Source organism: Kitasatospora terrestris (genome assembly GCF_039542905.1).
Classification (GTDB): domain Bacteria; phylum Actinomycetota; class Actinomycetes; order Streptomycetales; family Streptomycetaceae; genus Kitasatospora; species Kitasatospora terrestris.
On record NZ_BAABIS010000001.1, the window covers coordinates 7,570,007 to 7,582,213 of the forward strand.

Consider the following 12,207-nt stretch of genomic DNA (forward strand, 5'->3'; position numbering starts at 1 on the left):
AGCCGTGCCCCGGGCCCAGGCCCGGGGCACGGCTGCGTGCCGCGTGGCTACAGGTGCAGGTCGACCACCAGCGGCCGGTGGTCCGAGACCGCGGCCCCGGGGGCCCGCGCGGGGGCGGTACCGGGCGGCACCGGGCCGGCGGCGAGGACGTGGTCGAGCTGGACGCGCGGGCGGTGCGCCGGGAAGGTCCGGGCCCGGGCCAGCGCGCGCCAGGAGGAGCGCGGCCGTGACGGGCGGAGCAGTTCGGCGGCGCCGAGCACGGCGGCGGGGAGCGGCCCGGCGAGGTTGAGGTCGCCCAGCAGGAGGTGCGGCCGGGGCAGGCCGGCGATCCATCGGTGCACGGCGAGGAGCTGGAGGACGTTCCACCCCGGGACGAACGACAGGTGCAGCGCCACCGCGGTGAACGGGCCGCGCGGCCCCGCCAGCACGGCGGCGAGGGCGGCCCGCGGATGGTCGCGGACCACGGTGGGGCCGGCCCGCCCGGCCAGTGGCAGCGGAACGGCCAGCGGCGGCGCGGGGAACCGCCGGGAGTGCCAGCCCAGCACCGGGAGCCGGGAGAGCAGCGCGATGCCGTGCGAGGGGAGGCCGCCGTCGTGGCCCCCGTCGTGCGGGCCGTGCACCCGCAGCCCGGGTTCGGCGGGGTCGCGCGCCCAGGCTCGGCCCGGCAGGGCGCGGGCGTGGAAGGCGGAGGCGTAGCGCCAGTCGGCGGCGCCGGTGGCCTCGGCGACCGCCCGGGCCTGGTCGAGGCGGCCGGAGCGGGGTTGGTGGCGGTCGAGCTCCTGGAGGGCCAGGACGTCGGCGTCCAGCGCGGCGACGGCGTCGACCAGCGGTCCGGCGGTGGCGGGTTCGGGGCCCGGGAGCCGTCGCCCGTGCAGGACGTTGAAGGTCGCGACGCGTACCCGAGGGGAGCCGGTCATCGTCCGACGGTACACCGGGCCCGGAAACCGATGACCACCGGTCAGCCGGTGGTCATCGGACGGCCGGTGCCGGTGGGTCGACCGGTGGCGGGCGGTCAGTCGCCGGGGTGCGGGGGGTGGGCGTCGATCTCGGCCCAGACCGTCTTGCCGTCGGTGTGCGGCTGGGCGCCCCAGCGGGTGGCGGCGCGTTCGACGATGAAGAGGCCGTGACCGCCCGGTAGGCCGGGGCGGTGCGGCCGGCGGGGTTCGGGCAGGTCGGTCGACCGGTCGCTGACCTCGATCCGCAGGCGGCTGGTGGAGGCGTCGAGGACGAGGTCCACCGGGCCGCCGGCGTGCAGCATCGCGTTGGCGACCAGTTCGGCGACCAGCAGCACGATGTCGTCGGCACCGGCGCCGCCGGTCGGCCACGACCAGTCGGCGACGGCCTCCGCGGTGTACGCCCGGGCGCGGGCGACGGGCTTGGGCAGGCCGGCCAGGTGCAGCCGTCGGCGCTGACCGCCGGGCGGCAGCGTGGGGCCGGTGCCCGGCCGGTCGCCGTGGAGGGCGGCCCGGCTGGTCGTCATGGGCGGTCCCCCTTTCGGTGTCGGCGCGGTGGTCGTTGCGTCTGGTTCCCGGTTGTGGCCGGATCATGCGTGCTGCCCGCGGCGACCGGGCGTTCCAGGTGCTCCGTGCGCCCCCGCCGCCGGTCGGCGGCGGGGGTCAGAGCGGGGCGGCGAGGGCCTCGTCGAGCGACGGGTGGAGTGAGAACACGGTGTCGGCGCAGGTGAGCTCCAGCAGTCGCTGCACGGTCGCGGAGGGTGCGGCGAGCCGGAAGCCCACCTGCGCGGCGGCGGCCGCCAGCCGGGTCTGCAGGAGCAGGTTCAGCCCGGAGGAGTCGCAGAAGTCGATGCCGCGCAGGTCGACGACGAGCAGCGGCGGGCGCTGCTCGACCAGTTCGTCGAGCGCCTGCCCGGCGGGGGCGAGGGTCTCGATGTCGAGGTCGCCCGCCAGCGCGCAGACGGCCGCTCGGGTGTCGGTGTGCCAGGTGCGGACGAGCAACCCCGGCTCGGGCATCGTCTTCTCCGCCTGCATCGTCGTGGTGTTCCCCTCCCGCAGCTGTGCCGTCCGAGTTTACGCGAGTGCGGCTCAGTCGGCGACGAGTTCGGCGTGGAGCTGCTTGAGGATGCGGCTGAGGATGCGGGAGATCTGCATCTGGGACAGCCCGAGCCGGTCGCCGATCTGCGACTGGGTGAGGTCCTCGCCGAAGCGCAGCGAGAGGACCAGCCGGTCGCGCTCCGGCAGGGCGGCGATCGCCGGCTTGAGGACGACCAGGTCCTCGGTGGTGACGAACCGGGAGTCCTCCTGGCCGAGCTGCCGGGCGAGCGGGTTGGAGTCCTCCTGGCCCTCGGCCGCCGGGGCGTCCAGGGAGCCTGCGGTGTGGCCGTTGGCGGCCGCGAGCCCCTCGATCACCTCCTCCTCGGGCAGGCCGAGGTGCTCGGCGAGCTCGCGGACGGTCGGCGCCCGGCCGAGCCGCTGGAACAGCACGTCGCGGGACTTGGCGAGGGTGATGCGCAGCTCCTGCAGGCGCCGCGGCACGTGGACTGCCCAGGTGGTGTCGCGGAAGTGCCGGCGGATCTCGCCGAGGATGGTCGGCACGGCGTACGTGGTGAACTCCACGCCGTGGTCGGGGTCGAACCGGTCGATCGCCTTGATCAGGCCGATCGAGCCGACCTGCAGCAGGTCCTCCTGCGACTCCCCGCGGCTGCCGACGCGGCGGATCGCGTACCGGACCAGCGAGAGGTTGAGCTCGATCAGGGTGGAGCGCACGTACGAGTACTCGCGGGTGCCCTCCTCCAGCGAGGCGAGCCGGACCAGCAGGACCCGGGTCAGCTCGCGGGCGTCGGCGGGCGCGACCTGCCGGGGGTCCCCCAGGTCGGCGAGCTCCGGCACGGTGGTGCGAGGGGTGCCCGGAGGCTCGACCTCCACGGCTGCGGGCCGGCCCGGAAGCGTCGCGCGGTGGAGGAGTTCGTCACTGGTCGTGGCCATGTCGGTCCTTTCCCCTCGGCATACGGTCCGTCCCCGGGTACCCGGTGGTGCGGCATCCATGTGGCCTCCGGTCGTGAGGGTTTCGTGAACGACCGATGGTCCGACCGGCCCGGTAACGGTTGCGGCCCGTCGTGCATGCCCGCGGGGGATCGGGGCACCCGAAACCCGGCAGGCCGCCCGGCGCCCTCGCGGCAGCGGGGCGGGGAGCGGAGTCCGAGGAGGAGACGATGGGACGGATAGAGGAGTCGGTCGAGGTGGCGGCGCCGCTCGACGAGGTCTACCGGCACTGGGTCCGCTGCGAGGACTTCCCGCAGTTCATGCGGGCCGACGGGAGCGAGAGCGTGACCACCGAGGTGGTCGAGGGCGAACGGGTGGCCTGGGCGGGCGCGACCGGCCCGGTGAACCACAGCGGCGTGGTCACCTTCCACCAGGTGGACGCCGGCACGACCCGGCTGATGCTGCAGCTGGAGATCGAACCGCACGGGCTCTGGGAGCACCTCGCGGAGGCCCTGGGCTTCGTGGACCGGCGCGTCATCGACGACCTGAACGACTTCAAGCACCACGTCGAGGCGCGGGCCACCCCGATGGCCGGTTGACCCGGCGACCACGACGGACGAGGAGGGGAACCCGCCCATGGAACGACTCACCACCCGGATCACCATGCGCCTGATGACCGGCGACGAGCGCAGCCGCGACCTGGACGTCGACTGGACGTACCGGACCGACGACCCCCACGCGGTGGAGCTCGACTTCGGCCCGTTCCAACCGGGCGCCGTGTGGATGCTCTCGCGCGACCTGCTGATCGCCGGCCTGGACGCCCCGGTCGGCGAGGGTGACGTGCACGTCGCGCCCTTCGACGAGACCCGGGTGCTGATCGCGCTGGAGGGCCGCGACGGCATCGCCCTGCTCGCCGCCCCCGCCGCGGCGGTCTCCGGGCTGCTGGCCGCCACCGCCCGGCTCGTCCCGCCCGGGGCGGAGGACGCGCTGATCGACTGGGACCGGGGACTGAAGAGCCTGCTGGCCGCCTGAGCCGCCGCGGCAACGGGGAGCGGAAGGAGAACCGGACATGTGGTGGAGCCTGCTCCGCCTCGCGGTCGTGGTCGCCGCGGCCGTCCTGGTCGCGTACGGCCTCGACCGGACGGCGCAGCTGCTGGCCCGGCGGTTGCGGGTGCCCGGCAGCACGACCGGCGCGCCGGGCCTGGTGCGCCGGTGCCGGCGGCCGGTGCTGGCGCTGACCGTGTGCCTGCTGCTCGCGGTCGCGCTGCCGTGGATCGACGCGCCGCCCGCCGCCCGCGAGGGGCTGCGGCACCTGGCCGTGGTGCTCGCGATCGGCTCCGGCGGCTGGCTGTGCGCCCGGCTGGCGGCGCTGGTGGTGGAGTTCGGCACCCGGCTGGCGGTGCACCGCCGCGATCCGGAGCTGGCGGGCCGGGCCCGTACCCAGGCCGGTCTGCTCGGCCGGATCTGCCAGGCGGTGGTCGCCGTGGTGACCCTGGGCGCCGCGCTGATGACCTTTCCCGCGGTGCGCGGGGTCGGGACGAGCCTGCTGGCCTCCGCCGGGCTGGTCGGCCTGGTGGCGGGCGTGGCGGCGCAGAGCACCCTGGCCAACGTCTTCGCGGGGGTGCAGATGGCCTTCGGCGACCTGGCCCGGATCGGGGACATCGTGGTGGTGGCCGGCGAGTGGGGGACGGTCGAGGAGATCACCCTCACCTCCGTGGTGATCGCGACCTGGGACCAGCGCCGACTGGTGATGCCGATGTCGTACTTCGTCGGCCGCCCGTTCGAGAACTGGTCGCGCCGCTCCCGCCGCATCACCGGCACCGCCCTGTTCCACCTGGACCACCGGGCGCCGGTCGGGCTGATGCGGCAGGAGTTCGAGGACTTCCTGGCCAAGTGCGAGCTGTGGGACGGGCAGGGCTCCGCCCTGCAGGTGGTCGACACCACGCCGACCACCATCGTCGTCCGGGCGCTGGCCACGGCGGCCGACGCCGATGACGCGTTCGAGCTCCGCTGCCGGCTGCGCGAACACCTCATCGGCTACCTGTGCGAGAACCACCCGCAGGCGCTGCCCCGGATCACCACGGCCGACGCGCCCTGACGGGCCGGCGGAGGGTCAGCGCAGGCCGGCGAAGAGGTCGTCCTCGGGCAGCGGGGCGCCGGTGGTGTCCCGGACCCGGACGAAGGTCTCCACGCCCATCAGCTCGGCGAAGCGCTCCTTGCCCATCTTGAGGAAGAAGATGTTCTCGCCCTGGCTGGCGTGCGCGGCCAGCGAGTCGAACTTCTGCCCGGCGTGCGCGGTGGTGTCCACCCAGGTGGTGATCTCCTCGTCGGGGAGGCCGATCTCGGCCAGCGCGGCGGCCTCCGCCGGATCCGGCTCGGTGCCGCCGAACTCGTGCATGACCTCGCCGAAGCGCTGCATCGCGGAGCGCGGCGCGGTGGTCCAGTAGACCTTCGGGGTCTGGCCGGTCAGCTCCAGCGCCGCCATGGTGATCCGGTTGGCCTGGATGTGGTCGGGGTGGCCGTAGAACCCGTTCTCGTCGTAGGTCACCACCACGTCCGGCCGGTAGTGCCGCAGCAGCTCGGCGAGGCGGGCGGCGCCCTCCTCCACCGGGGTGCCCCAGAACGCGCCGGGGGCCTCGTTCGCCGCCCAGCCCATCATCCCGGAGTCGGCGTAGCCCAGCAGCTCCAGGTGATCGATGCTCAGGACCTGGCAGCTGGCCTCCAGTTCCCGGCGGCGCATCGCGGCGACGGCCGCCGGGTCGTGCCCGGGCTCGCCGGGCTTGACGCCCCCCGGACCGTCGCCGCAGCCGCCGTCGGTACAGGTGACCAGGACCGTCCGGACGCCCTCCGCCGCGTACCGGGCGAGGACACCCCCCGTCCCGGTGGCCTCGTCGTCGGGGTGCGCGTGCACCGCCATCAGCGTCAGGGGCCGGTCAACCATCACAAACCATCCTCGGGTCGGAGAAACGCTCGGTCCGAGTCTGCGGCACCGGGCCCCTTCCGCGCACCGACGTTACTGGTTGACATGATGCGTAATACTGTAACGCCATGCACCCCTTCCTCGACCATTCCGGCCCGCTGGCCTTCGCCCACCGCGGCGGCGACCTCGGCCGCCCCGAGAACTCGCTCGCCGCCTTCGAGGCCGCCGTCGCCCTCGGGTACCGCTACCTGGAGACGGACGTGCACGCGACCGCCGACGGGGTGCTGGTCGCCTTCCACGACTCCCGCCTCGACCGGGTCACCGACCGCACCGGCGCCGTCGCCGACCTGCCCTGGCAGGCCGTCAGGCAGGCCCGGATCGGCGGCACCGAACCCGTCCCGCTGCTGGAGGACCTGCTCGGCGCCTTCCCCGACGCCCGGTTCAACATCGACGTGAAGGCGGCGCCCGCCGTCGCCCCGCTGGTCGAGGCGGTCCGCCGCACCGCCGCCTGGGACCGGGTCTGCGTCGGCGGCTTCTCCGACCGCCGGCTTGCCGCCGTCCGGGCCGCCGCCGGCCCCCGGCTCGCCACCTCGCTCGGCCCGCGCGAGGTCGCCCGGCTGCGCCTGCGCTCGCTGGCCGGCCCGGCGGCCGGCCGGGCCCCGTTCGCCGGTATCTGCGCCCAGGTCCCCGAACGCCAGTGGGGCGTCCCGGTGGTCGACCGGTCCTTCGTCCGCACCGCCCACCGCCTCGGCCTGCAGGTGCACGTCTGGACCGTGGACGATCCCGCCCGGATCCGGGCTCTCCTGGACCTCGGCGTGGATGGCATCATGGCCGATCGCATCGACGTCCTGCGGGACGTCCTCGGCGAGCGCGGCTGCTGGACCGACGGCAGCACCGGCTCCAGCACGGTGATTGGAACCCCATGAGCACCGCGACCGACCTGCCGGAGCACCCGGCGACCGACGACGACGGGCGTACCCTGCGCCGGCAGCAGTTCGGCTGGTACATCAACGACTGGGCCAACGCGGCCTTCTCGGCCACCGTCCTGACGGTCTTCCTCGGACCCTACCTGACCTCGGTCGCCGAGAGCGCCGCCGACGCGTCCGGCGACGTGCACCCCCTCGGCCTCACCATCCGGGCCGGCTCGTTCTTCCCCTACACGGTCTCCTTCTCCGTGCTGCTCTCCGTCGCCGTGATGCTGTTCACCGGCACCGTCGCCGACCGCACCGGCCGGCACAAGGAACTGATGTGCGGCTTCGCCTACATAGGCGCCGTCGCCACCATGGCGATGTTCTTCCTCGGCGGCGACGACTACCTGCTCGGCGGCGGACTGCTGATCGTCGCCAACATCGCGTACGCCGTCTCCGTCGCCCTCTCCTACGCCTACCTCCCCGGCCTCGCCGGCCCCGACCAGCGCGACTCGGTCTCCTCCAAGGGCTGGGCGTACGGCTACGCCGGCGGCGGAGTCCTGCTGATCGCCAACTTCGCCCTGTTCCGGGGCCACGACGCGCTCGGACTCTCCACCGGCACCGCCGTCCGCATCTGCCTCGCCTCGGCCGGCCTCTGGTGGGCGCTGTTCACCGTCGTGCCGCTGCTCCGCCTGCCCTCCCGGGCCGGCGTCGCCCCCGGTCACACCCCCGCCGTCGCCGACCGGCCCGCCTCCGGCAGCCTGCGCGAACTCGCCGCCACGCTGCGGGGCATGCGGAAGTACCCGCTGACCCTGCTCTACCTCGGCGCCTTCCTCTGCTACAACGACGGCATCCAGACCGTGGTCTCCCAGGCCTCGCTGTACGGCAGCAAGGAGCTCGGCATGGAGGAGTCCACGCTGGTCTCCGCCGTCCTGCTGGTGCAGATCGTGGCCATCGGCGGCGCCCTGCTGCTCGGCCGGATCGCCGCGCGCCACGGCGCCAAGAAGACCATCCTCGGCTCGCTGGTCGCCTGGGTCCTCACCCTCGCCCTCGGCTACCTGATGCCCGCCCACGAGCCGATCTGGTTCTACGCCCTCGCCTGCATGATCGGCCTCGTCCTCGGCGGCAGCCAGGCGCTCTCCCGCTCGCTGTTCTCCCACCTGATCCCGGCCGGCCGGGAGGCCGAGTACTTCAGCGTCTACAAGGTCAGCGACCGCGGCACCAGCTGGATGGGCCCGCTCGTCTTCGGCCTCGCCTACCAGATCACCGGCAGCTACCGCTCCGCGATCATCTCGCTGCTGATCTTCTTCGTGATCGGCTTCGTGGTCCTGCTGAAGGTCCCCGTCCGCCGCGCCGTCGAAGCCGTCGGCAACCCGGTGCCCGAACGCCTCTGACAGGTGCTCCCGCGGGTGAACATCGGGTGACGGGGCGTCCGCTCCGGGGCCGGGTGCGAGAGGGTGTGGGCGAGGAAGCCGCCCACACCCCGTCCGCCGGGAGGACACCGGATGCCCATCGACCACTACGGCGTGCTCGCCGCCCGGGCCGTCGACCGCCGCCGTGAGGGGGCGACGGACACCCCGCACTACCAGATCCACCTGCTGGACGAGTCCGGCACGCACTTCCGCGCGGCGGTCAACGTCGAGTCCCAGCAGGCGCCCTCGGAGCTGCTGTACCTGGTGGACGAGGACTTCTCGCACCCGGTGACGGCGCTGCTGCCGGCCACCGCGGCGGGCTGGCGGGCGCTGCCGTCGCGGCAGGGCGGCGCCGCGCTGGACTTCGTCCGCGGCAAGCTGTTCGAGCGATCGGCGATGCGGACGCTGCCGCCGGACCGTCCGGGTGCCGACAACGACCTGCCCGACCTGCTGGACCGCCAGGTGCTGCGGGCGATCGAGGACCCGGCGGCGGTGCTGTACGTGTTCGGCCAGCGCTGGCCGGCCGAGCCGGGCGAGCCGGACAAGGTGTTCGGCTTCGAGCCGGGCAACGGGGTGCACGACGTGCACATGAACCAGGGCAACAGCGGCCGGTTCCGCGGCGACGACGGCGTGTGGCAGGACGGCGCGCTGCTGATCCGCCTGCCGTCCGAGTCGCGCTGGGTGGGGGTGTTCCTGGCGTTCCAGTCGCAGGCGTGGCACACCGACGACCGCACCGGGCACGCACTCGACAGCCACCAGCCCAAGCCGCCGAAGCCGCGCGGCGGCCGCCCCTCGCCCGCCGCCGGGCCCGTCTAGGGGGCCGGTCTACTCGTCCTCGGGCGGGGCCTGCTCGGCCGCCTCGCGGGCCTTGCGGACCTCCTCGGCGAACTCCTCGGCCGCCCGGCGTTCGAGGTGGCCGCCGTGGTCGGCGGCCAGCCGGTCGGCCGGTCCGGGGTCGGACTCGGTGAGGTCGACGACGAGCATCGCGGTGCCGTCCTGCACCTGCGCGCTGAGCAGGATGAGTCCGGCGCCGCCGTCGCGCTCCCAGTTCTGCTCGGCGGCGTTGCCGATGGCCGCGCCGGCGGCGAAGCCGAGCAGGGCGCCGATCGGCCCGCCGAGCAGGCCGACGAGCCCGCCGACCATGCCGCCGCCGACGGTGGGGACCCCCGCGCCGCGGGTGTGGCTCTCGGGGACGTCGATGATGCCGTCGGCGGAACGCTCCAGCACGGCGGCCTGGCGCAGGCCCGGCAGGTGCTTGGCGTCCTCGTACGCGAGGCGGCAGGCGGCGGCGTCGGTGAAGCCGATCAGCAGGACGTGGTGGCGGTCGCTCATCGTTCCGGTCTCTCCCGTCGGGTGCCGTACGGGCCCGCCGGGTCGCCGGGCCCGCCCGCCATCCTCGCCGCTGGACCGGCCGGATCGTCCGACCGGCACGCCGGTCGGACGGCCCGGGGGAGGGCTCAGCAGCTGGTGCCCAGGTCGGCGCGCAGCGCCTGCGCGGCCGTGCGGTGCCCTTCGGCGGCGGCCGGGTCGGTGCCGGCGAGCAGCGCGGCGAGCCCCTCGTGCGCCTGCGCCTCCTCGTACCGGCGGCCGAGCCTGGGGGCGAGGTCCAGGGCCTGCCGGTGCAGGCGCAGCGCCTCCTCGGTGAGGCCGGCGAGGCGGCAGGTCTCGGCGTAGCCGTTGAGGAAGCGGAGCTTCCAGTGCTCCTCGAAGAGCTCGTCGAGCAGGGCGAAGGCCTCGCGGTGGTGGGCGAGCGCCTCCTCGTGGCGGCCGGCCTGGCGGTGGGCGACGCCGAGGCAGTTGAGGCACCAGGCCTGGTTGTTCAGGTGGCCGTCGGCGCGGGCGAGTTCGAGCGCGTGCTCCAGGTGGGCGACGGCCTCCTCGGGGTGCTCCTCGGCGGTGGCGACGCCGAGGGTGATCCGGGCGGTGAGGGTGGGCGGCCAGGCGGGGTCCTGGTGCGGTACGGCGAGGACCTCGCGGGCGAGTCCGGCCGCCTCCTCGCGGTGGCCGAGCTGGAGCAGCGCCCAGGCCTGGGCGGCGGAGGCGTGGGCCGCGCCGCTGGGGCAGTCGGAGCGCTCGTACAGCCGGCCGGCCTCCCGGAAGAGTTCCAGCGGTTCGGTGGTGCCGCCGCGGTCCCAGCTCAGGTAGCCGCGCCGCATGGTGAGTTCGGCGGCCGGGCGGAGGTCGCCGGCGGCGGACATGGGTGCGGCGGCGGCCGCGTACTCGGCGTCGGCCTCGGCGAGCCGGCCCGCGTTCCAGCGGGCGAAGCCGAGGTCGCTGCGGGCCTCGGCCAGCTGCAGCGGGTCGCCGAGGCGCTCGGCGGCGGCGACGGAGCGTTCGAACAGCACGTTGAGGTGGGTGGTGCCGCAGCGCCGGGCGAAGTACGAGCGCAGGTAGCGGGGGAGTTCGAGGACGTGGGTGTCGGCGCCGACCGCGGAGGCGGCCTCGAAGGCGCCGATCAGGTTCTCGTACTCGCCGGCCAGCCAGGCGAAGGCGGCGTTCTTGTCGGCGAAGCGCGGGAGTTCGGCGGGCGCCGGGCCGGCCGTGGGCGCCCGGCCGGGGACCAGGAAGGGCATCGCGGCGTCGGCGGCGGCGGCCGCGTGGACGTAGTAGTCGAGCAGCCGGCCGAGGGCGCGCTGCTGTTCGGCGGGGGAGTCCTGTTCGGCGCCGGCCCGGCGGGCGTGCTGCTGGACCAGGTCGTGCAGCCGGTAGCGCCCGGCGGTCGGCTGCTGGACGAGGTGCGCGTCGAGCAGGTCCTCCAGGATCGCCCGGGTGGTGCGCAGCGGCAGGTCGGCGAGCGCGGCGGCCAGGTACTCGTCGAAGGTCCCGCCCGGCAGCAGCCCGAGCAGGCGGAACAGCCGGGCCTGGGCGCGGTCCAACTGCCGTACCGACATGGCGAAGGCGGTGTCGAACTCGGTGGCGCCCTCGGCCAGGCGCTCGACCAGGATGCCGACCGTCCAGCCCGGGCGGTGGCGCAGCCGGGCGGCGGCCAGGCGCAGGGCGAGCGGCAGCCGGCCGCACAGGCGCAGGACCTCGGCGGCGTGCTCGGGTTCGCGGGCGAGCCGGCCGTCCGGGCCGGCGGGGTCGCCACTGGCGCGGGCGAGCAGTTCGGCGCTCTCCTCGGCGGTCAGCACGTCGAGCGAGACCGGGGGCACCTCGTCCAGGCCGAGCAGCCGGTTGCGGCTGGTGACCAGGACGACGGACGGTCCGGCGCCGGGCAGCAGCGGGCGGACCTGGGCGGCGTCGACGGCGTTGTCCAGCAGCACGACGGCCTTGCGGCCGGCGAGTTCGGAGCGGAAGCAGGCGGAGAGCTCCTCGAGGCTGTCCTGCGGCACCTTCTCGGACGGGACGTCGAGCGCGCCGAGCAGCATCCGCAGTGCGGAGCCGGGGTCCATCGGGTCGCGGCCCTCGGTGAAGCCGTGCAGGTCGACGTAGAGCTGGGCGTCCGGGTACTCGGCGGCGAGCCGGTGCGCGGCGTGCACGGCGAGCGAGGTCTTGCCGACGCCCGCCATGCCGTCCAGCGCCACCGCGCCGTGGCTGCCCAGCGCCGCGAGGACGGCGTCGAGCTGGGCGCCGCGGCCGGTGAAGTCCGGCAGGTCGCGGGGCAGGTCGTTGCGCGGCCGGGGCCGGCCCTGGCGGCTGGCCTTGGGCGGCGCGGGCAGCGGGTTGGCGGTCCGCTCCCACAGCGGGCGCAGCGGACGGGGGTCGCGGGCGACCAGGCGGCAGAGCGCCACCACGGCGGGCCACGGCGGGACGGTCTGCCCGCCGAGGTAGCGGGAGAGCGAGGAGGAGCTGAGCCCGGTGTCCCGGGCGAGGGCGCGCACGCCCCGGCCGGAGAGCTCCTGGAGCAGTCGCAGCCGCCCGGCGAGTTCCTCCGCGGGATCCGCGATCCCGTCCTGCTGTGCCGTCCCGGTCATTGCACGCCCCCGTGTCCCGCCCCGACAGAAATCGTCCCGGCCGGATCCGTGCTGGTCGCGGCCGCATCGACTGTCCCACAGTGTCCCACGGCCGTGGTCCGGCACGGCGGCCTC

The 12,207-nt window shown here is 75.0% G+C and carries 13 protein-coding genes; 6 read left to right on the top strand and 7 right to left on the bottom strand.

What is annotated here, in order from left to right:
• Window positions 1-47: 47 nt before the first annotated feature.
• The 4 genes from ABEB06_RS34695 to ABEB06_RS34710 form a co-directional block, all read right to left on the bottom strand.
• Complete coding sequence (locus ABEB06_RS34695) at window positions 48-917, bottom strand: endonuclease/exonuclease/phosphatase family protein (RefSeq protein WP_345700892.1); 870 nt, start codon at window positions 915-917, stop codon at window positions 48-50.
• A gap of 95 nt (window positions 918-1,012) precedes the next feature.
• Window positions 1,013-1,480, bottom strand: a complete 468-nt coding sequence (locus ABEB06_RS34700) for an ATP-binding protein (RefSeq protein ID WP_345700893.1) — start codon at window positions 1,478-1,480, stop codon at window positions 1,013-1,015.
• Window positions 1,481-1,616: 136 nt separating this feature from the next.
• Window positions 1,617-1,988 (bottom strand): STAS domain-containing protein, encoded by a 372-nt coding sequence (locus ABEB06_RS34705; protein ID WP_345700894.1) that lies wholly within the window; start codon window positions 1,986-1,988, stop codon window positions 1,617-1,619.
• Window positions 1,989-2,042: 54 nt separating this feature from the next.
• Complete coding sequence (locus ABEB06_RS34710; RefSeq protein WP_345700895.1) at window positions 2,043-2,942, bottom strand: SigB/SigF/SigG family RNA polymerase sigma factor; 900 nt, start codon at window positions 2,940-2,942, stop codon at window positions 2,043-2,045.
• Window positions 2,943-3,169: 227 nt separating this feature from the next.
• On the opposite strand from ABEB06_RS34710, the gene ABEB06_RS34715 reads away from it, so the two are divergent.
• The 3 genes from ABEB06_RS34715 to ABEB06_RS34725 are packed head-to-tail and all read left to right on the top strand — an operon-like array spanning window position 3,170 to window position 5,037.
• On the top strand, window positions 3,170-3,538 hold the full coding sequence (locus ABEB06_RS34715) for an SRPBCC family protein (RefSeq protein WP_345700896.1): 369 nt from the start codon (window positions 3,170-3,172) through the stop codon (window positions 3,536-3,538).
• Between the two features lie 37 nt (window positions 3,539-3,575).
• On the top strand, window positions 3,576-3,971 hold the full coding sequence (locus ABEB06_RS34720) for an SsgA family sporulation/cell division regulator (protein ID WP_345700897.1): 396 nt from the start codon (window positions 3,576-3,578) through the stop codon (window positions 3,969-3,971).
• A 37-nt stretch (window positions 3,972-4,008) separates the two neighbouring features.
• Window positions 4,009-5,037, top strand: a complete 1,029-nt coding sequence (locus ABEB06_RS34725; RefSeq protein WP_345700898.1) for a mechanosensitive ion channel family protein — start codon at window positions 4,009-4,011, stop codon at window positions 5,035-5,037.
• A gap of 15 nt (window positions 5,038-5,052) precedes the next feature.
• Here ABEB06_RS34725 and ABEB06_RS34730 read toward each other — a convergent pair whose 3' ends face one another.
• Window positions 5,053-5,880: a PIG-L family deacetylase gene (locus tag ABEB06_RS34730; protein ID WP_345700899.1), complete on the bottom strand. Its 828-nt coding sequence runs from the start codon at window positions 5,878-5,880 to the stop codon at window positions 5,053-5,055.
• Window positions 5,881-5,987: 107 nt separating this feature from the next.
• On the opposite strand from ABEB06_RS34730, the gene ABEB06_RS34735 reads away from it, so the two are divergent.
• From ABEB06_RS34735 to ABEB06_RS34745, 3 genes are all read left to right on the top strand, one after another.
• Window positions 5,988-6,785: a glycerophosphodiester phosphodiesterase family protein gene (locus tag ABEB06_RS34735; RefSeq protein WP_345700900.1), complete on the top strand. Its 798-nt coding sequence runs from the start codon at window positions 5,988-5,990 to the stop codon at window positions 6,783-6,785.
• Window positions 6,782-8,161 (top strand): MFS transporter, encoded by a 1,380-nt coding sequence (locus tag ABEB06_RS34740; RefSeq protein WP_345700901.1) that lies wholly within the window; start codon window positions 6,782-6,784, stop codon window positions 8,159-8,161. The genes ABEB06_RS34735 and ABEB06_RS34740 overlap by 4 nt, the downstream gene beginning before the upstream one ends.
• 111 nt (window positions 8,162-8,272) lie before the next feature.
• Complete coding sequence (locus tag ABEB06_RS34745) at window positions 8,273-8,995, top strand: DUF2278 family protein (protein ID WP_345700902.1); 723 nt, start codon at window positions 8,273-8,275, stop codon at window positions 8,993-8,995.
• 9 nt (window positions 8,996-9,004) lie between these two features.
• Here the strand turns inward: ABEB06_RS34745 and ABEB06_RS34750 are convergent, their stop codons facing one another.
• Together ABEB06_RS34750 and ABEB06_RS34755 are read right to left on the bottom strand one after the other, a co-directional pair.
• The gene (locus ABEB06_RS34750) at window positions 9,005-9,511 is read right to left on the bottom strand and encodes a histidine kinase (protein ID WP_345700903.1); all 507 of its coding nucleotides are present in this window, start codon (window positions 9,509-9,511) and stop codon (window positions 9,005-9,007) included.
• A 125-nt stretch (window positions 9,512-9,636) separates the two neighbouring features.
• A complete protein-coding gene (locus ABEB06_RS34755) occupies window positions 9,637-12,093 on the bottom strand; it encodes a tetratricopeptide repeat protein (protein WP_345700904.1) in 2,457 nt (818 codons plus the stop codon).
• Window positions 12,094-12,207 lie beyond the last annotated feature (114 nt).